At 60.9% G+C, this 18,876-nt stretch carries 15 protein-coding genes and 2 tRNA genes; 13 read left to right on the top strand and 4 right to left on the bottom strand.

The window, feature by feature from the left end; genetic code table 11:
- Positions 1 to 119: 119 nt before the first annotated feature.
- The 4 genes from AAAX59_RS01985 to AAAX59_RS01970 all read right to left on the bottom strand — a co-directional run bounded on the left by AAAX59_RS01985 (position 120) and on the right by AAAX59_RS01970 (position 2,660).
- Positions 120 to 1,265, bottom strand: coding sequence for a hypothetical protein (locus AAAX59_RS01985; RefSeq protein ID WP_349070283.1), 1,146 nt, complete (start codon positions 1,263 to 1,265; stop codon positions 120 to 122).
- Between the two features lie 106 nt (positions 1,266 to 1,371).
- A complete protein-coding gene (locus AAAX59_RS01980) occupies positions 1,372 to 2,061 on the bottom strand; it encodes a TRIC cation channel family protein (protein ID WP_349070281.1) in 690 nt (229 codons plus the stop codon).
- 369 nt (positions 2,062 to 2,430) lie between these two features.
- A tRNA-Ser gene (locus AAAX59_RS01975) sits at positions 2,431 to 2,521 on the bottom strand.
- Between the two features lie 48 nt (positions 2,522 to 2,569).
- Positions 2,570 to 2,660: transfer RNA gene (locus tag AAAX59_RS01970), tRNA-Ser, on the bottom strand.
- Positions 2,661 to 3,164: 504 nt separating this feature from the next.
- On the opposite strand from AAAX59_RS01970, the gene rpsF reads away from it, so the two are divergent.
- The 13 genes from rpsF (at position 3,165) to purE (ending at position 18,843) form a co-directional block, all read left to right on the top strand.
- Positions 3,165 to 3,458: a 30S ribosomal protein S6 gene (rpsF, locus tag AAAX59_RS01965; RefSeq protein WP_006235831.1), complete on the top strand. Its 294-nt coding sequence runs from the start codon at positions 3,165 to 3,167 to the stop codon at positions 3,456 to 3,458.
- A gap of 48 nt (positions 3,459 to 3,506) precedes the next feature.
- The gene (gene ssb, locus AAAX59_RS01960) at positions 3,507 to 3,959 is read left to right on the top strand and encodes a single-stranded DNA-binding protein (protein ID WP_006235830.1); all 453 of its coding nucleotides are present in this window, start codon (positions 3,507 to 3,509) and stop codon (positions 3,957 to 3,959) included.
- Positions 3,960 to 4,031: 72 nt separating this feature from the next.
- Positions 4,032 to 4,298, top strand: a complete 267-nt coding sequence (rpsR, locus tag AAAX59_RS01955) for a 30S ribosomal protein S18 (protein ID WP_006235829.1) — start codon at positions 4,032 to 4,034, stop codon at positions 4,296 to 4,298.
- Between the two features lie 15 nt (positions 4,299 to 4,313).
- Positions 4,314 to 4,853, top strand: coding sequence for a 50S ribosomal protein L9 (rplI, locus tag AAAX59_RS01950; protein WP_022094073.1), 540 nt, complete (start codon positions 4,314 to 4,316; stop codon positions 4,851 to 4,853).
- A 218-nt stretch (positions 4,854 to 5,071) separates the two neighbouring features.
- Positions 5,072 to 6,469, top strand: a complete 1,398-nt coding sequence (gene dnaB / locus AAAX59_RS01945) for a replicative DNA helicase (protein ID WP_271744362.1) — start codon at positions 5,072 to 5,074, stop codon at positions 6,467 to 6,469.
- 93 nt (positions 6,470 to 6,562) lie between these two features.
- Positions 6,563 to 7,849, top strand: a complete 1,287-nt coding sequence (locus tag AAAX59_RS01940; RefSeq protein WP_349070280.1) for an adenylosuccinate synthase — start codon at positions 6,563 to 6,565, stop codon at positions 7,847 to 7,849.
- A 118-nt stretch (positions 7,850 to 7,967) separates the two neighbouring features.
- The gene (gene purD / locus AAAX59_RS01935) at positions 7,968 to 9,272 is read left to right on the top strand and encodes a phosphoribosylamine--glycine ligase (RefSeq protein WP_349070278.1); all 1,305 of its coding nucleotides are present in this window, start codon (positions 7,968 to 7,970) and stop codon (positions 9,270 to 9,272) included.
- Between the two features lie 21 nt (positions 9,273 to 9,293).
- Entirely contained in the window at positions 9,294 to 9,989 is a 696-nt protein-coding gene (locus AAAX59_RS01930) for an NUDIX hydrolase (RefSeq protein ID WP_349070277.1), read from the top strand.
- 247 nt (positions 9,990 to 10,236) lie between these two features.
- Positions 10,237 to 12,009, top strand: coding sequence for an ABC transporter ATP-binding protein (locus tag AAAX59_RS01925; protein ID WP_349070275.1), 1,773 nt, complete (start codon positions 10,237 to 10,239; stop codon positions 12,007 to 12,009).
- A 19-nt stretch (positions 12,010 to 12,028) separates the two neighbouring features.
- On the top strand, positions 12,029 to 12,994 hold the full coding sequence (locus tag AAAX59_RS01920) for a hypothetical protein (RefSeq protein WP_055251358.1): 966 nt from the start codon (positions 12,029 to 12,031) through the stop codon (positions 12,992 to 12,994).
- Positions 12,995 to 13,200: 206 nt separating this feature from the next.
- Entirely contained in the window at positions 13,201 to 14,640 is a 1,440-nt protein-coding gene (carA, locus tag AAAX59_RS01915; protein ID WP_089572589.1) for a glutamine-hydrolyzing carbamoyl-phosphate synthase small subunit, read from the top strand.
- Position 14,641: 1 nt separating this feature from the next.
- Positions 14,642 to 17,956: a carbamoyl-phosphate synthase large subunit gene (carB, locus tag AAAX59_RS01910; RefSeq protein ID WP_349070273.1), complete on the top strand. Its 3,315-nt coding sequence runs from the start codon at positions 14,642 to 14,644 to the stop codon at positions 17,954 to 17,956.
- A 422-nt stretch (positions 17,957 to 18,378) separates the two neighbouring features.
- Entirely contained in the window at positions 18,379 to 18,843 is a 465-nt protein-coding gene (purE, locus tag AAAX59_RS01905) for a 5-(carboxyamino)imidazole ribonucleotide mutase (protein ID WP_006235810.1), read from the top strand.
- The last annotated feature ends 33 nt before the right edge of the window (positions 18,844 to 18,876 follow it).

The raw sequence follows: 18,876 nt of genomic DNA, 5'->3' as shown, positions 1-18,876 counted from the left end.
GTTTTGAAAAAGTTACTAGAGAACCCTCCAAGAAAAGCGGGGCACCCGGTCGACATGACCGAGTGCCCCGCTTCGTTTGTTGGTGCAAAGTAACCTGGCACCTTTGTGGTGGTTGGTGGCTAAGCGGTGGGGAGTCCTGGCATGTTAGCCGGCTGCTGCGGCTTGAGGTGGGCGTTGCGCCAGATGATCTGGATAACGTAGCCGAGCATAAAGACAAAGGCTACGCCGCTGATGAAGTCACCTACGAGGGGAAGCCCCGTGAGGGCGCCTGCGATTACGCCGCCCACGGCTGCCATGGCGTAGCGGTTTTGGTTGTGTCCGACCATGCGGGCGAGCGCGCACCCCGCAAAGGCACTCGACACCAACGCGATGCCGATAACGCCGCACAAGAGGGCTCCGGCAAGCGACAGACCGGCGATAGAGATAATCAGCAGTAGGACGGCGGGGACGATAGCAATCGTGCCCAGAAGACCGCTCACCCACAGGGGCATGGGGCGCTGGTGGAGCATGCCGGCGGCGCTGGCGGTCGCGCGCGGAAAGACGAGCTCGAGCAGCAGAGCGACAAAGCAGGTCGAGAGTGCCGCGGCGACGATACCGCCGATGACATCGTTAACGGTGGAAGTATCTTCGTTCTCGGTGCGGTCGATCTTGAGGGCACCGACCTCGGCTCCCGCGGCACGCTCGGGGTCCTCGGAGACGTGCGCGTTCACCGTGCCGGTGATGCGGGCGTTCTTGCCCAAGATGAGCTTGTCGGCCCAAACCTCAACATCGCCATCGACGGTGCCATCGATGGTCACCGTGTCGCCCGCAAGTGCTGCCGACTTGGTGGAGCCTCGCAGGGCAACTGTCTCGCCTATCGCATAGAAACAGTTGGAGGTGCTGTCGGAATTGAGCACGACATGCTGACCAACGACCGTGACGCTGCCATCAACCGTGGTCTTGGCAATGTCGATGGTGCGTGCCGCCAGACGGACGGCACCGCCCACCGTGCAGTCGCGGATCGAGAGAGTATCGCCCGCGGCGATGATATCGCGGTCGATGGGCGTATCGTCCAAGTTGAGGGCCTGACCTGCCCAGTACAGGTCACCTTCGACGCCGGACGGATTGGCGTCATTGTCGGTCGCAAGTACGTTGCCTGCGGTGTCCGTGCCAGCGAACGACGCCGTGGGAAGCACGGTGATCGCCAGCGCGATGAGCGCGAACAGGATGGTGATGCGGCCCCACGCTTTACGGCGCTGGGTCGACGGGAATTGATTGCAGGGCATAGTGAATCCTTCGTCAGATGCTCGACATGCACCTAACAGGGTACCCAACGTGCGGGCGCTCTAAAAGAGCCTCTCGGTTGCATTTCGAAGGATGAGGCCGCGCAATCTACTTTTTACGGTGCAAAAAGCGTGCGATGTCTTCCTCAGTGGGGCTTTTGATGTCAAAGCGCAGTGAGAGCCAGCGCAGACCCATGGTCACGACAACGCATACGACCAACGCGACGACATTGCTGACCAAGCCACTCATAACGAGACACACATAGCTTGTCGATCCGGCGATGGCGGCGATGGCATAAAAGTTAGTACGTTGGAAAATGCCCGGAACCACGCCCATAAAGCCGTCGCGCAACATGCCGCCGCCCACCGCGGTAAAAAAGCCCATCATGATGCACACCGCCGGTGCAAAGCCGTAGACTAGCGCCTTGTCTGCTCCAGTGGCGGCGTAGATGCCGACCGAGACGATGTCGAGCAGGGGAATGAGTTTTTCGGGTTTGTCGACGATTGCCGGGAAAATATAGATGATGGCTGCCGTGGCAATGGAAAGTGGGAGCGCCATCGGTTGGTTGAGGATGTAGACGTTGCCCACCTGCAGCGTCATATCGCGCAAGAGACCGCCGCCCAGACCGCAGACCACCGCGAGCGCGACCGCGCCCACCAGGTCGAGTTTGTGCTCGCGCGCAACCAGCACACCCGAGATCGATGCAGCGACAACAGCGAACATCTCGAGCCAAAACGGAATAGCGACCATGGCATCCGATGCATGCGAGGTAATGGTCATAGCGGCGACGACGGGCAAGATGGGGTCCTTTGGATTGTGGGTTTAGACAATGCCCGTACATAGTACATGGTTGGCGGGCGTGGCGACCCTATTGCTCGGTAAACGGTCGGGACTGGGTACGGTCATAGGTTCCATGTTTGGGGATCCGGGTTGATGCTGAACGCGATGGGGGCGTGGTCGAATAGGAGGGATGTCCAAATTTTGAGCTCCGCTCAAAATTTATCCGGTCGGCTTGCGCCGACCGCGCTGCGCTAAAAACGCGCCACGGGCGCGTTTTCTTTACGCTCCGCGCCCTGGCGGGTTCGAATCCCTCCTCCTTCGCCGTATTTGTTTGTAAGGGACTCAAAACAAAAAAGCTCCCGTTGTTGGGAGCTTTCTCAACCAAAATGGCGGAGGAGGAGGGATTCGAACCCTCGTGACCTTATACAGGCCAAACGGTTTTCGAGACCGCCGCATTCAACCACTCTGCCACCCCTCCGCGTGGGGTAAAAACAAAGCAGGCTCGAAGGCCTGCTTTGGAATTAACTGGCGGAGAGTCAGGGATTTGAACCCTGGAGACGCTTTTGACGCCTACACGATTTCCAATCGTGCTCCTTCGGCCACTCGGACAACTCTCCGTTAAATGCGAAAGTCAGTATACACGAGGAATCGCAAAGTGCAAACAGAAAAGTTGGCATTTTTTAAAACGCTCGGCCGCGCTTGGCGTTGCAGTGGGGTTTGAGATGCCAAAAAACGGCTTCCGACCAGCGTGGTTGATCAACTCAATTGTTCAAAAGGGGTATTCATAAGCGACTTGGCAATGAATTTAAAAATCTTTGGGTGGTGCTGTGGACCACTGGTATGCATTTTGCGACCACAGCTTTGTGTCCGTTGACCTGCGGCTTGCCTCAGCTTGTCCCCGCGGCATCGTATCTTGTCCACAAATCCGTCAAGCTCTTGGTCGGCATTTGGTTGGAATGCGCATGAAACGTGGTGCGAGCATGGGCATATGTGGAGGTCATGAGGTTGTAGCTGCAAATTCTTGCAGCCTAGGAGGTTGAAAGATATTATTACCAAGTCTTTTCCTGCTTCAGGCGCACCTTCACGACCTGAAGCCACATTTGCCCAGAGGAGGTGACAATATGAAGGCTTATGAACTGCTGTTCTTTGTTGACCCGTCGCTCGACCCCGAGACTCGTCTCGCTGTTATGAAGCGTATCGATACCACGATCGCTGAGGGCGCTGGCAAGGTCGACTCCGTTGACGAGTGGGGCAAGCGCAAGCTCGCCTACGAGATCAACGACCTCACCGATGGTGACTACACCCTCATCAACTTCCACGCAGATCCTACCCAGATCGCCGAGCTTGATCGCGTCCTGCGCATCACCGACGCTGTGGTCCGCCACATGATCGTCCGTCGCGACGACCAGGAGTAAGACTGTCGTTTTGGACTGGGCTTGTGCCCCAAGAGGAAGTAGTGAGTTATGAGCATCAATCGAGTGAACATCACCGGTAACCTCACCCGCGATCCCGAGCTGCGCGCCACCGCCGGCGGAACCCAGGTTCTGTCCTTTGGCGTCGCTGTGAACGATCGTCGCCGCAACGCGCAGACTGGCGAGTGGGAGGACTATCCCAACTTTGTCGACTGCACCATGTTCGGCACCCGCGCCGAGGCCGTGAGCCGTTTCCTGGCAAAGGGAAACAAGGTCGCGATCGAGGGCAAGCTGCGCTACAGCTCTTGGGAGCGCGACGGCCAGCGCCGGAGCAAGCTTGAGGTCATCGTCGATGAGATCGAGTTTATGAGCTCCCGTGGTGGCCAGGGTGGCTACGATCAGGGCGGTTACGCCCCCGCAGCTCCCGCGCCCGCAGCACGTCCTGCCGCACCGGTGGCTACGCCGCCCGCGGTCGACGTCTACGATGAGGACATCCCGTTCTAAGGGTTGTTCACCTATTTTTGAGTGAGAGGCGGCTTCGGTTCGCCGAAGTTGCCAAATGAAAGGTATTTTGACATGGCTAATGATTTTTCTGCACGTCAGCCGCGTCGTAAGTACTGCCAGTTCTGCAAGGAGAACACTGAGTTCATCGACTATAAGGACACTCAGCTTCTCCGTAAGTACATGACCGACCGTGGCAAGATCAAGCCCCGTCGCGTCACTGGCGCTTGCACGCAGCATCAGCATGACATCGCCAACGCCATCAAGCGCGCCCGCGAGATGGCTCTCCTGCCGTACACCGTCCCCGTGGTTTCCTCTCGTGGCAACCGCGACCGCGGCTAAGAAGGGAGACGCATCATGAAGGTTATTCTTCTCGATGAGATCAAGGGCAAGGGCGGCGAGGGTGACGTCGTAGAGGTCGCTCAGGGTTACGCTGAGAACTTCCTGTTCCCCAAGAAGCTCGCTGTTGCCGCCACCAAGGGCAACCTCAAGCAGCTTGACGAGCGTCGCAACAACATCGCCAAGCGCGAGGCCGTCCGTCTGGCTACCGCCAACGAGACCAAGGCTGCCTTCGAGGGCAAGACGGTCACCGTTGACGTCAAGGTCGGCGACGAGGGCATCCTCTTTGGCTCCGTTACCGCCGCTATGATCGCTGACGCCATCAAGGCTCAGCTCGGTATGGACATCGACCGCAAGCGCGTCGAACTCGGTAAGCCCATCAAGGTTGCCGGTGCCCACACCGTTGCCATCTCGCTGTACCGCGAGATCAAGGCCGAGGTTGTCGTTCTCGTCGGCGTTACCGCCGAGGAGCTCGCTGCCGAGGCTGAGGTCGAGGAGGCCGCTGAGGTCGCCGAGGCCGAGACCGCCGAGGTCGAGACTGAGGCTGCTGCCGAGTAGCATTTGCTGCAACGCAACAATCTTGTTCTAAGAAGGGCGCTCTGGGAAACCAGGGCGCCCTTTTGTTTTTTGCGCTGAGTGAGTGTCATGGTGAACGTTGCGTCGAAGTCCTATATACAGGACCGTTCATCCGTTTGGTTCGGTGATGATTGGCGGCGCGCGGCGCGTTTTGGGACCGTGGCTGATACTATGGATGCTCGCAAGCGATATGAATGAGGATGCTCATGGCATATGACGATAGGGAGGCCGGGCTGACGGTTGAGGACCGCGGCTCAAAGTTGGGTCTTCCCCAAAACCAAGATGCAGAGGCCAATGTACTGGCCGCTATGCTGCTATCGCCCGAGGTGGTCGAAGAGGCGCAGGTCGAGCTGCAGCCCGATGACTTCTACCGGCCCATTCATAAGACCATCTATACCGCGATGGTCGATATGTACAACAGCCGCATTCCCATCGACTCCATCTCGCTGATCGATTACCTGCGAAGCATCAACAAGCTTGATGCCGTGGGCGGCGAGGCCTACATTTTGGAGTTGATGGGTCAGACCCTGTCGCTCGTCAACTGGCAGCACCATGCCGCCATCGTTCGTCGCGATTCGATGCTGCGTGAGCTGATCGGCGCCACCAACGAGATCAACGCGCTGGCATATAACGCCCCCACCGACACCAAAGAGGTCGTGGAGCTAGCCGAGAGCAAACTGCTCAAGGTCACGGCGCGCGAGGTCAAGTCGAGCTACAAGACGCTGACCGAGTTTATGGTCGAGGCCTATAACGAGGCCGAGGAAGTGTGTCAGGCTGGCGGGCAGGCCGCAGGTGTGCCCACGGGCTTCCCGTCGCTCGACCGCATGCTCATGGGTTTTCGCGAGGGTCAGCTCATCATCATCGGCGCCCGCCCTGCTGTGGGTAAGACGTCGTTCGCTTTGAACCTGGCACTTAACGCTGCCGCCGCTGGTTATACCGTCGGCTTCTTCTCACTGGAGATGTCGGGCAAGGAAATTGCCCAGCGTCTGATTTGCGCCTACGCCATGATCTCGATCAGTGACTTCCGCATGGGCCGCATTAGCCCCGAGCAATGGGCCAATATCAACGAGGCCACGCAGACCTTGTCCAAGCTCGATATTCTGATTGACGATACGCCCGGCACCACGGTGACCGAGATTCGCGCCAAGAGCCGCCGTATGCTCCACAACAAGGAGAAAGCTATCATCATCCTGGACTACCTGCAGCTGGTGAGTCCTCCGCCGGGACGCCGCTCCGAGAGCCGTACCGTCGAGGTCTCCGAGATGTCGCGTGGTCTGAAGATCATGGCCAAGGAGCTCAAGATCCCGCTCATCGCGCTGTCGCAGCTCTCGCGTCAGGTCGAATCCCGTACCGGCAAGCGCCCGCAGCTTTCCGACCTTCGTGAATCGGGCTCCATCGAGCAGGACGCCGATATCGTTATGTTCTTGGACCGCTCCGCCGACGAGGCCGAAGCCTCGCGCGACGATCGACCCGACGAGGGCGTTACGCGTATCGTCGTGGCCAAGAACCGTTCGGGCCCGATCGGCGACGTCGACCTGATGTTCCTGCCGGCATCCACCAAGTTCTATGAGCTTGATGGGGCACATGCCGAGGAGTAGGACAGACGCCCGTTGCACGGGTATACTGGGAATGTTTTGTGCTTCTGCGTGCCGGCGTGGCGCGTAGACAGTCCATGAATGTAAGGAGTAAACATGCCGTCAACCGTTTTGGTCGGTGCCCAGTGGGGCGATGAGGGCAAGGGTAAGATTTGCGACCTGGTCGCCGGCGACTTCGACGCCGTCGTGCGCTACTCGGGCGGCAACAACGCCGGCCACACCATCGTCGTCAACGGCAAGAAGTACGGCCTGCACCAGGTGCCCTCCGGCATCATGTATTCCGACCACGTGTCGGTGATCGGTAACGGCTGCGTCGTCAACCCCAAGGTTGTCCTTGAGGAGATCGACATGTTCGAGGCCGACGGCATCACTACCAAGAACCTCAAGATTAGCGGCAATGCGCATGTCATCATGCCGTACCACATCGATCTGGATGGCGCCTTTGAGCAGAAGCTCGGCAAGAAGAACATCGGTACCACCAAGCGCGGCATCGGTCCGTGCTATCAGGACAAGATGGCCCGCATTGGCCTGCGCATGCAGGACATGCTGGACGAGGCGCTGTTCCGCGACAAGCTGGAGACCGCTCTCGCCCGCGTGAACCCCGAGCTCGAGCTCATCTACAACCTGCCCACCTACACCGTGGACCAGATTTGCGACGAGTACCTGCCCATGGCCGAGCGCCTGCGTTCCTACATCACCGAGACGAGCCTGCTGCTCAACAACATGATCGATGAGGGCAAGGACCTGCTGTTTGAGGGTGCCCAGGCGACGCTGCTCGACATCGACCACGGCACCTATCCGTACGTGACGTCTTCCAACTGCACCGCCGGCGGCGCCATTACCGGCTCCGGCGTGGGCATGAAGAACGTCGACCGCGTGCTGGGCGTCATGAAGGCCTATATCACCCGCGTCGGTTCGGGCCCCATGCCCACCGAGCTTTCCTATGAGTCCGAGGCCGGTCACACGCTGACCGAGGAGGGCTATGAGTACGGCGTGACCACCGGCCGCCGTCGTCGCTGCGGCTGGTTCGACGGCCCCATCGCCAACTACGCCTCGCGCGTCAACGGCCTCACCGATATCGCCCTGACCAAGCTCGACGTGCTTTCGGCTTTCGACACCATCAAGGTGTGCGTGGCCTACGACGTCGATGGCGAGCGCTACACCAGCGTGCCCGAGCATCAGGTGCGCTTTGAGCATGCCAAGCCCATCTACGAGGAGCTTCCCGGCTGGAAGTGCGACATTACCGGTTGCCGCAGCTTTGACGAGTTGCCGCAGGAGGCTCAGGACTACGTGGCGTTTATCGAGGATCTGGCACACACCCGCGTGACGTTCATTGGCGTTGGCGCCGGTCGCGAGCAGATCATCAACCGATTCTGGAAGTAATCGGGACTATTTGGTTATTGCGATATACCCCTTTGCAGCCCGGACGGGCGGCCGAGGGGTATATTTGCTTGCAAAGGGCCCGCGCGGAGCGGGCCATTCATCCATAGAGGAGGCACCCTTGAAGGCGGACACTCAAACCATCGACATCCTGTTGTTGGGCAGCGGCGGCCGTGAGCATGCTTTGGCAGCTAAGCTCGCAGCATCACCGCGCGCCGGCAAGCTCTACATCGCGCCGGGCAACGGCGGCACCGCGAGCTGCGGCGAGAACGTTGTTCTTGACGACTGTGATCCTGCGGCCGTGGCGGCGTTTGCGCAGAGTCACGGATGCGGACTCGTGGTAATTGGCCCCGAGGCTCCGCTCGTGGCGGGCGTGGCCGACGCCGTGCGCGCGGCGGGTATTCCCTGCTTTGGCCCGGGTGCCGAGGGCGCCCAGATGGAGGGTTCCAAGCTGTTCTCCAAGCAGCTCATGGAGCGCGCCGGTATCCCGACGGCAGCCTACGGCTCGTTTACCGACGAGGCTTCGGCTCTCGCCTACGTGCGCGAGCAGGGCGCCCCGCTGGTCGTGAAGGCCGACGGCCTTGCCGCGGGCAAGGGCGTTATCGTGGCGACCGAACTTGAGCAGGCCGAGGAGGCCGTGCGCGAGTGCTTTGGCGGCACCTTTGGCGATGCCGGCAACACCGTGGTTATCGAGGAGATGCTGACTGGCCCCGAGTGCTCGCTGCTGGCCTTTACCGACGGCAAGACCGTGCGTCCCATGGCCACCTCGCAGGACCACAAGCGCGCGCTCGAGGGCGACAAGGGCCCCAACACCGGTGGCATGGGCGTCTATAGCCCGGTGCCCATCGTGACCGACGAGGAGCACGCCACCATGGTGGCGGTCATGGAGCAGACCGTGGCCGAGCTCGCTGCCGAGGGTATCGACTACCGCGGCTGCCTGTACGGCGGCTTTATGCTTACGCCCGCCGGCCCCAAGGTGCTGGAGTTCAATGCCCGCTTTGGCGATCCCGAGACGCAGGTCGTGCTGCCGCGCCTTAAGAACGACCTGGTTGAGGTCATGCTCGCCTGCGCCAACTGCGAGCTCGATCAGATTGAGCTCGGCTGGCGTGACGAGTGGGCCGTGGCCGTTGTCCTGACGAGCGCGGGCTATCCCGGCAGCTACGAGAAGGGCAAGGTCATCACCGGTATCGCCGATGCCGAGGCCATGGAGAACGTGACCGTGTACCACGCGGGCACTGCCGTGGTGGACGGCCAGCTCGTGACCAATGGTGGCCGCGTGCTTGCCGTGACCGCTCTGGGCGACACGTTCGAGAACGCTCGCAACCTTGCCTACGAGGCCTGCGAGAAGATTGATTTTGAGGGTAAGATTCTGCGTCACGACATCGGCCTGCGCGCGCTGCGCGGCCGCGACGCCTGGGATGCCTAAAGTCCGAGAGGAATGAGACGGATGGACGAGAAGAACGAAGAGCTCGTGGACGCGCAGATTGTCGAGGAGGACAGCCGCATGTATGGGCACGCCGAGGGCGAACCTGGTGGCGAGGTCGCTGACGAGCCGGCGCTGGTGCTGGGCGACGACGACCCGCACGATGCCGAGCTGCACGAGAAGATTCTTTCGGAGGAGTGCGCCTGGAAGGGCAAGATCCTCGACGTCCACCGTCTTGAGGTGGAGCTGCCCAACGGCCACCGCAGCGCCCGCGACATCATTCGCCATCCGGGTGCGGCGGCCGTTGTGGCGCTGACCGAGAGCGGCAAGATTGTGCTGGTGCGTCAGTACCGCACCGCCATCGACCGCGTAACAGTCGAGATTCCCGCCGGCAAGCTCGACCCGGGCGAGGATCCGCTTGATTGCGCCAAGCGTGAGCTGCACGAGGAGACGGGCTTTAGGGCCGGTCGCATTCGCTTTTTGACGTCGATTGTCACGACCTGCGGCTTCTGCGACGAGATCATTCATATCTACCTGGCCACCAAGCTCGAGTTCGACGCGCCCAACCCCGATGATGACGAGTTTGTCAACGTGGACCTGGTGCCGCTGCACGAGCTGATCGACGCCGTGCTCGACGGCAAGATCGAAGACGCCAAGACCGTCGTGGGCGCCTTGGCCTGCGATAGCATCGCGCACCGCTTGGGCGGGGCCGAGCTCTAGGTTACGCGGTTTTACCAAACCGCGTAACGAGTCGACGCTGCAAACGCCCCTAAGCGGCAATCTGCCTTTCAATCGTCGCTCGCGTACCGAAGTACGCGTCGCTCCTCTTTCAAGGCACCTTGCTCGCTTAGGGACGTTTTCGCTGACGCTGCCAGAACATCGGCGTTATGCTTGTTGGGACGCTTTGTTTTCAGCCTGACCGGTTCAACCGGATTTCTCACGCTATTTATTTCTCTTCGAGGATTGCATGTTTAAAAGGTTTCTCTCGTATTACGAGCCCCAGATGGGGCTTTTTGTTGCCGATACTGTTTGCGCTCTGGTGCTTGCTGCCATTGACCTTGCGTTTCCTATTATTCTGCGCAATTTGACCGGTGGGCTCTTTACTCAGGGTCAGGCTGTCATTATGCAGGCGCTCGGCATGATTGCGGTGGGCTTGGTGCTGATGTATGCCGTCCGCTGCGCCTGCCGCTATTTTGTGAGCTATTGGGGTCACGTGATGGGTGCGCGCATGGAGTCCAAGATGCGCGAGGACCTGTTCGACCAGTATGAGCGCTTTAGCTTTGCGTACTTCGACCGTAACAGCTCGGGCGACATGATGAGCCGCGTGGTCAACGACCTGTTCGATATCTGCGAGGCGGCGCACCACGTGCCCGAGTGGATCATCATCTGCGGCATCGAGATTATCGGCTCGTTTGTGATCCTCTTTACCATCGCCCCGGTGCTGGCGCTTGCCATGGCTGTGGTGACAGCAGCGTTTGCGGTCATCATGTTTTGGCAGAACATGCGCATGCGCGAGGTCTTTAGCGACAATCGCAAAAAAATCAGCGGCATCAATGCGCAGCTGCAGGATTCGCTGGCGGGCATGCGCGTGGTCAAGAGCTTTGCCAATGAGGAGACCGAGCGCTCTAAGTTCCGCGCCTCCAACAATCGCTACCTTTCGTCCAAGGAAAACATGTATCACGCCATGGGCGTCTATACTGCGACGTATGGCCTGCTCTCGGGCGTGCTGTACGTGATCGTGGTGCTGCTGGGTGGTTGGCTCGTTGCCCAGGGTCAGCTGCAGGCGGTCGATATGGCAACCTTCGCGCTCTACATTTCGCTGTTCTGCACGCCGCTCGAGACACTCGTCAATTCGGCCGAAATGTATCAGAAGGCCATCGCTGGCTTTAAGCGTATGGACGAGGTGCTCTCGACCGCGCCGGATATCCAGGACAAGCCGGGCGCCACGGATCTGCAGGTGACTGCCGGCGCCGTGGATTATCACGACGTGTGCTTTAACTACGAGGATGTTGAGCTGGGCGAGGGTGATGCCGAAGAGCGTCCCGTTATCGACCATATGAACCTGTCCATCAAGCCCGGGCAGACCATCGCTTTGGTTGGCCCTTCGGGCGGTGGCAAGTCCACGACCTGTTCGCTGCTGCCGCGCTTTTATGACGTGGCTGCCGGATCCATTAGCATCGACGGTCAGGACGTGCGCGATGTGACGCAGCAGAGCCTGCGCCGCGCCATCGGCCTGGTGCAGCAGGATGTCTACCTGTTTGACGGAACAATCGGCGAGAACATCGCCTACGGCAAGCCGGGCGCTACGGCGGAAGAAATTGCCGAGGCTGCCCGCCGCGCCAATATCGATACCTTTATCGAATCGCTTCCACAGGGCTATGACACGGTCGTGGGCGAGCGCGGCAGCCGTCTTTCGGGCGGCCAAAAGCAGCGCGTTGCCATTGCGCGTGTGTTTCTCAAGAACCCCAAGATCCTGATTTTGGACGAGGCGACGAGTGCTTTGGATAACGAGAGCGAGGAGGCGGTGCAGGAGTCACTCGAAGAGCTGGCACGCGGCCGCACCACGATTATCATCGCCCATCGTCTTTCGACCATTAAGCATGCCGATGAGATTGCGACCGTTGAGCATGGTCGCGTTGTGGAGCGTGGCACGCACGAGGAGCTTCTCGCCCGTGGCGGCACCTATGCCCGTTACTATCGAATGCAGTTCGAAGGTGCGCGTGCGCACGAGCTCGACTGATTGATATGACAGGAAGTTTATGGCTGACAAGAACCCTTTGACTCCGGAAGAAGTGACGGAGTTATTCTCCGAAATCGATGCATCCGGTGTCTTGGATCCCACGCTTGCCAAAAAGCGAACCGAGCGCATGCGTGAGAAGGAGGCTGCGGCCAAGCGCGGTGACAAAGCGGCGCTAGCGCAGCTGCGCAGCGAGGACCGCGCGAGCCAGGCAAAACATATCGACCCGCTGTCCGAGGACGATCCTTCGGGCTCGCAGGTGAGCCATACCATTACGAAGACCGCGATGGCCGTGGTCATCGGTATTCTGGTGCTGATCGTGGGCATGCAGATCGGCTACGGCGTGATGCGCCGTCTGAATACCGCCAACCTGTCCGAGAGCGTTTCGGTGGATACCGTCTCGACCGCGCTCAAGGGTGGACTCGAATGGGGCAACGGCTTTACGCAGTTCCCGCTTGATTTTTCTGTCGACGAGGCCGATGAGCGCACGGGCACGGTTGAGGTGACGGTGTTGGACACGTCGTCTGCCAATGAGCTCGAGCTGCTGTCCAACGGGCAGATCCAGGCCGCGGCGCTTGCGACCAACGCCCTGCTCAACGACAAGATTGACCGCGTGGTGTATAACGTTCACGCCTATATCGACGAGGATAGCAACATTCAGCACGATTCCTTTTTTGGCATGTTCCCCGCGCGGGGTCATCAGAGCGCCATTTTGACGTTTGTGTGGACCAAGAGCTCATCCAACGCCACGAGTATCGACTGGAAGATGCGCATCGTAAGCATGGACGACACCATTGCCGAGCGCATTCAAAAACAGGTGAACTCGGTTTCGTCGCTGATCGAGGACCCGGTGGTGAGCCAGACCAAGATTGACGAGGAAAAGGCCGAACGTGACCTGGAGCATCGTCTGCATGGCCGCGAGATTTTCCGCGGCGGCAAGCCCGATCGTTCACCGTCCGATCTGCTGGAACAGGACAAGAAAAAATAAGACGCCATCATCCCGTGTGAGCCACAAGCCCCGCGGGATGATTTTTAATCCCCGTCCCAGAAAAATCATTATGCATAGAAAGTCATAATTATCATTTCGTAAACATTTCGATGAAATTAACGCCATGAGGCATGCTTGCGGTTACAATACCGCGAGGCCTAACTACACACCTTTAAGCCGGTCCTGTGAGACCGGGAAGGAGAATTATGGCGAACAACCATACCGCGGGCGCTGCCGCCCGCACCTTCGCGCCCAGCGAGCTTTGCCAGCGTATGCTGGCCAAAACCAGCAAGGGCACCTGCGGTCCCTGTATCCTGTATCTTGAGGATGGGACCATTTTTTATGGACGTGCATGCGGCGCCGAGGGCACCGCGACCGGCGAAGTCTGCTTCAACACCTCGCTCGAGGGCTACTTTGAGGTCATGACCGACCCGAGTTATGCCGGCCAAATTGTAACCATGACCTATCCGCAGATCGGCAACTACGGTATCGACGAGACCGATGTCCAGTCGGCCTTCCCCGGCGACGCCGTGCGCCCTGCGAGCGCTCCGGCTATGCGCGGCATGATCGTTCGCGACATGTGCGCCACGCCTTCTAACTGGCGCTCGGCCGTCAGCGTGCCGGAGTACCTGCGCGCTCACGGCATCGTCGCTATCGAGGGTGTCGACACCCGCGCTCTGGTGCGCCATCTGCGCGACAATGGTTCCAAGATGGGCATTATCTCGACAGAGATCTTCGACGTCGACGAGCTCGCCGAGCGTCTGGACGCAGCGCCCACGCTGGTGGGCGAGAACCTGGTCAAGACCGTGAGCTGTCCCGCGCCTCACGAGTTTGTGGCCGCCGACCTGCCTGCCACGCATGGCTTTGCGCTTGCGGCTGCCGCTCCTGCCCGTCACAAAGTGGTCGCCTACGACTGCGGTGTGAAGCGCGGTATTCTGGAGGGCCTGGTCCGTGCCGGCTGCGACCTCACCGTCGTGCCGTGGGATACGCCCGCCCAGCAGGTGCTCGACATGAATCCTGATGGCGTCTTTTTGTCCAACGGCCCCGGCGACCCCGATGCCGTGGTGGAGACCTACGAGCAGGTGCAGCAGCTGATCGGCAAGGTGCCGGTCTTTGGTATTTGCCTGGGTCACCAGATGATCAGCTTGGCCTGCGGCGCCCAAATGGAAAAGCTTAAATTCGGTCACCGTGGCGGTAACCAGCCGGTTATGAATCTGGTGAGCCGTCGCGTGGAGATCACCGCGCAAAACCACGGCTTTGGCCTGCTGTTCCCCAGTCTGGGCAAACTGATTCCGGAGCTTTCCGGCGGCGAAACCGAGCATGCGGCCGATGGCGACCTGCGCGCCTGGGTGCGTCGCGGCGTCGCGCCGGTCGTGATGAACGAGCGCTTTGGTCGCATTCGCCTGACACATGTGAACCTCAACGACGGCACCGCCGAGGGCATCCAGCTGCTCGACGCCCCGTGTTTCTCGGTCCAGTACCACCCCGAGGCTTCGCCCGGCCCCACCGATGCCCACTATCTCTTTACCGCCTTTACGCGACTCATGGACGGCGAGGAGAACTACCTGGACATCGACACCGCGAAGGACCGCCTCGCCGGCTGGAATTTCGCCGAGTCCGAGAACGCTGCGACCGAGGAGAACTAACATGCCTAAACGTACTGACATCAAGCGCATCCTCGTTATTGGTTCGGGCCCCATCGTTATCGGTCAGGCCTGCGAGTTCGACTACTCCGGCGCCCAGGCCTGCAAGGTGCTCAAGGAGGATGGCTTTGAGGTCATCTTGGTCAACTCCAATCCGGCGACCATCATGACCGACCCGGGCTTGGCCGACCGCACCTATGTTGAGCCTATCACCGCCGAGTTTATCGAGCGTGTGATCAAAAAGGAGCGTCCGGACGCGCTGCTGCCCACGCTGGGCGGCCAGACCGGTCTGAACGCCGCCGTCGAGCTGGCAAAGGACGGCACGCTCGACAAGTACGGCGTCGAGATGATCGGCTGCGACCTGGCCGCTATCGAGCGCGGCGAGGACCGCAAACTCTTTAACGAGGCCATGGCCGAGATCGGCCTGGAGGTCGCGCGCTCGGGCTATGCCTACAGCGTGGCCGACGCCGAGGCTATCGCCGAGCGCGTGGGATATCCCTGCGTACTGCGCCCGAGCTTTACCCTCGGTGGCGCCGGCGGCGGCATCGCGCATACCCACGAGGAGCTCGTCTCCATCGTGAGCCAGGGCCTTGAGCTCTCGCCTGCCCATGAGGTGCTGGTCGAGGAGTCCATCGAGGGTTGGAAAGAGTATGAGATGGAGGTCATGCGCGACCACGCCGGCAACGGCATCATCGTGTGCTCCATCGAGAACCTCGACCCCATGGGCGTGCACACCGGCGACTCCATCACCGTGGCGCCAGCGCAGACCCTCTCCGACCTTGAGTACCAGCGCATGCGTGTCGCCTCGCTCGCCATCTTGGAGAAGATCGGCGTCGAGACCGGCGGCTCCAACGTGCAGTTTGCCGTGAACCCCCAGACCGGCCGCCTGATCGTCATCGAGATGAACCCGCGCGTGAGCCGTTCGTCCGCACTGGCCTCCAAGGCCACGGGCTTCCCCATCGCCAAGGCCGCCGCTCGCCTGGCCGTGGGCTACACGCTCGACGAGATCGTCAACGACATCACCAAGGCAACGCCCGCCTGCTTTGAGCCCACGATCGACTACTGCGTGGTCAAGGTGCCGCGCTTTGCCTTCGAGAAGTTTAAGGGTACCGACCCCACGCTCACCACGCGTATGAAGGCCGTGGGCGAGATTATGGCGATCGGCCGCACCTTTGAGGAGGCCTTCGGCAAGGCCATGCGCTCACTGGAGGACGGTCACCAGGGCATCTGCGCCGGTGGCAAGGAGGGTGCCGACAAGCTGAGCGACGATGAGCTCGCTCAGGCCGTGGCAACCCCGACCGAGCACCGCATCTTCTTTGTGGTCGAGGCCCTGCGCCGTGGCTGGGACATCGCCCACATCCATGCCATCTGCGGTATCGATCCGTGGTACCTCAACCGTATCAACGACATGGTGCAGGTCCAGGAGAGCATCCGCGGCCTGCGCGTGGAGGATATCGACGCCGACGCGATGCGCCTGCTCAAGCAGTACGGCACGAGCGACGCCGAGATTGCCGCGCTGACCGGCTCGGACGAGCGCTTTGTGCGCGCCTATCGCAAGGGTCTGGGCGTGGTTCCCAGCATGAAGACGGTCGATACCTGCGCGGCCGAGTTCTCGAGCGCCACGGAGTACCACTACAAGACGTACGAGAACATCTACCGCACGAGCCCGGATGCCAAGAAGTGCGTGGCTCCCGACGAGACCACGCCGGCGGACAAGCCCAAGGCGATGATCCTGGGCGCCGGACCCAACCGCATTGGCCAGGGTATCGAGTTCGATTACTGCTGCGTGCACGCGAGCTACGCGCTGGCGGCTCGTGGCTTTGAGACCATCATGGTCAACTGCAATCCCGAGACCGTCTCGACCGACTACGACACGTCCGACCGCCTGTACTTTGAGCCGCTCACCTACGAGGACGTCATGGACGTCATTGACGTTGAGCGTCCCGACGGCGTCGTGGTGACGCTCGGCGGCCAGACCCCGCTTAAGCTGGCGCGCATGCTCGAGGAGAGCGGCGTGAACATCATGGGTACCAAGCCCGACGCCATCGATTTTGCCGAGGACCGCGAGCGCTTTGCCGCCCTGCTCGACAAGCTGGGCATTATGTACCCGCCGGCGGGTCAGGCCACCTCGTTTGAGGAGGCCGAGGCCGTGGCCGCGCACATCGGCTACCCGCTGCTGGTGCGTCCGAGCTACGTGCTGGGCGGCCGCGGCATGATGATCGCCTACGATGCCGAGCATCTGCGCGATTACATGGCCGAGGCTGCGCGCATTAGCCCCGACTACCCGGTGTACCTGGACCGCTTCCTGGAGGGCGCAATCGAGTCCGATGTCGACGCTCTGTGCGATGGCGAAGAGGTATACATCGGCGGCATCCTGGAGCATATCGAGGAAGCCGGTATTCACTCCGGCGACTCTGCGACCTGCATCCCGCCGTTCAGCTTTAGCGAGAGCCTGCAGGCGAAGCTTCGCGAGACCACCCGTCGCATCGCGATGGCGCTGGGAGTCCGCGGTCTGGTCAACGTGCAGTATGCCATCAAGGGCGAGACCGTTTACGTGATCGAGGCCAACCCGCGTGCTAGCCGTACCGTGCCGTTCATCTCCAAGGCCACCGGCGTGCCGCTGGCCAAGTGCGCGGCGCGTATCATGGCGGGCGATTCCATCGCGAGCCTGGGCCTGCCGAGCGACGAGCGCCAGCTGGACTGGTTCTGCATGAAGGAAGCCGTTATGCCCTGGGGTCGTTTCCCGGGCGCTGACGTTATCCTGGGGCCCGAGATGAAGTCGACGGGCGAGGTCATGGGTATCGCTAAGAGCTATCCCGAGGCATACGCCAAGACGCAGCTGGCGATTGACTACAAGCTGCCCGACCCGAGCGCCGGTAAGGTGTTCATTAGCGTGTGCGACCGCGACAAGCGTCATATCCTTTCGGTCGCCCGTATCCTGCGCTACCTGGGCTTTGATATCTGCTCCACCGAGGGCACGGCGCGCGTGCTGCGTGGAGGCAACGTGACGTGCGAGGTCGTGGAAAAGATTAGCGGCCCGCACGACGGCGAGCGTCCCAACATTGGTGACCTCATCGCCGATGGCAAGATTGCGGTAATCATCAATACGCCGTACGGCCCGGGCTCGCGTGGCGATGGCTACCTGCTACGCACCGAGGCCGTCCGTCGTGGCGTGACCTGCGTGACGGCGATGTCTGCGGCCAACACGTACGTGAGTGCCATCGAGGCCGTGCGCGAGGACCAGCAGGGTCACGGCAGCGCCAACGACATGGGCATGGACGTCATCGCCCTGCAGGACCTGCCGCTGCACACGGTGTAGTGTGACCTGTCCGGCCGGGGCGGGAGGCGGACACTTTCTCTCGGAAACTGGGCTTCGCGAAGTTTTCCGAGAGAAAGGACCGCCTCCCGCCCCGGCCTGCGGTGACTTGGTTGCACCGTGTGCTGCCGAAGGGGCTTTGCGCGATGACTAGGGCTGAATAGAAAATGAACGTGGGCTCTGTCGTTCGAATGAACGACAGAGCCCACGTTAATATTTCAGCCAACGTACGTCATGGCAATCCCCGGTAGGTCGCAGGGCGGCGGCTGAGCCTTTCCCTCGGGAAACTTCGCGAAGCCCAGTTCCCGAGGGAAAGGCTCAGCCGCCGCCACAAAGACCGCAGGGACGGGAGCAGCTATACTACTCTCAGTAGTTAAGGGTCGCGGATCCGCCGCGTCGCCGCTCTCAACAGGAGGTCTTTGTTTATGGCAGATCAAAAGCCGGTCGTCGGGATCATCATGGGTTCCAAGTCCGATCTGGGCGTTATGGAAGGCTGCACCGCCGAGCTCGAGGCGCTTGGTGTGCCCTATGAGCTCGTCATTGCGAGCGCACACCGCACGCCGGCGAAGGTCCACGAGTGGGCCTCGACTGCCGCCGATCGCGGTATCAAAGTGATTATCGCCGCCGCCGGCAAGGCCGCTCACCTGGGTGGTGTCGTGGCTGCCTTTACGCCGCTGCCGGTCATCGGCGTGCCTATGAAGACGAGTGACCTGGGCGGCATGGATTCGCTGCTGTCGATGGTGCAGATGCCTTCGGGCGTGCCCGTGGCCTGCGTTGCCATCAACGGCGCCAAGAACGCCGCCATCTACGCCACGCAGATTCTGGGCGCTTGCGACCCCGAGTACCGCAAGGTTATCGAGAAGATGAAGCAGGAGATGGCCGACGCCTAGGCGTTCCGCCGTTTCACCGCAGTATAAGGAGAG

This window comes from Collinsella sp. CLA-ER-H2 (assembly GCF_040092405.1).
In the GTDB taxonomy this organism is placed as follows: Bacteria; Actinomycetota; Coriobacteriia; order Coriobacteriales; family Coriobacteriaceae; genus Collinsella.
Note: the sequence above shows the minus strand (reverse complement) of the source record. Positions and strands in the feature narration are given on the sequence as shown.

Excerpts from the sequence above, each read along its gene's own strand:
- AAAX59_RS01985 (WP_349070283.1), bottom strand. The coding sequence starts at position 1,265 with ATGCCCTGCAATCAATTCCCGTCGACCCAGCGCCGTAAAGCGTGGGGC.
- rpsF (WP_006235831.1), top strand. The coding sequence starts at position 3,165 with ATGAAGGCTTATGAACTGCTGTTCTTTGTTGACCCGTCGCTCGACCCC.
- ssb (WP_006235830.1), top strand. The coding sequence starts at position 3,507 with ATGAGCATCAATCGAGTGAACATCACCGGTAACCTCACCCGCGATCCC.
- rpsR (WP_006235829.1), top strand. The coding sequence starts at position 4,032 with ATGGCTAATGATTTTTCTGCACGTCAGCCGCGTCGTAAGTACTGCCAG.
- rplI (WP_022094073.1), top strand. The coding sequence starts at position 4,314 with ATGAAGGTTATTCTTCTCGATGAGATCAAGGGCAAGGGCGGCGAGGGT.
- dnaB (WP_271744362.1), top strand. The coding sequence starts at position 5,072 with ATGCTCATGGCATATGACGATAGGGAGGCCGGGCTGACGGTTGAGGAC.
- AAAX59_RS01940 (WP_349070280.1), top strand. The coding sequence starts at position 6,563 with ATGCCGTCAACCGTTTTGGTCGGTGCCCAGTGGGGCGATGAGGGCAAG.
- AAAX59_RS01930 (WP_349070277.1), top strand. The coding sequence starts at position 9,294 with ATGGACGAGAAGAACGAAGAGCTCGTGGACGCGCAGATTGTCGAGGAG.
- AAAX59_RS01925 (WP_349070275.1), top strand. The coding sequence starts at position 10,237 with ATGTTTAAAAGGTTTCTCTCGTATTACGAGCCCCAGATGGGGCTTTTT.
- AAAX59_RS01920 (WP_055251358.1), top strand. The coding sequence starts at position 12,029 with ATGGCTGACAAGAACCCTTTGACTCCGGAAGAAGTGACGGAGTTATTC.
- carA (WP_089572589.1), top strand. The coding sequence starts at position 13,201 with ATGGCGAACAACCATACCGCGGGCGCTGCCGCCCGCACCTTCGCGCCC.
- carB (WP_349070273.1), top strand. The coding sequence starts at position 14,642 with ATGCCTAAACGTACTGACATCAAGCGCATCCTCGTTATTGGTTCGGGC.
- purE (WP_006235810.1), top strand. The coding sequence starts at position 18,379 with ATGGCAGATCAAAAGCCGGTCGTCGGGATCATCATGGGTTCCAAGTCC.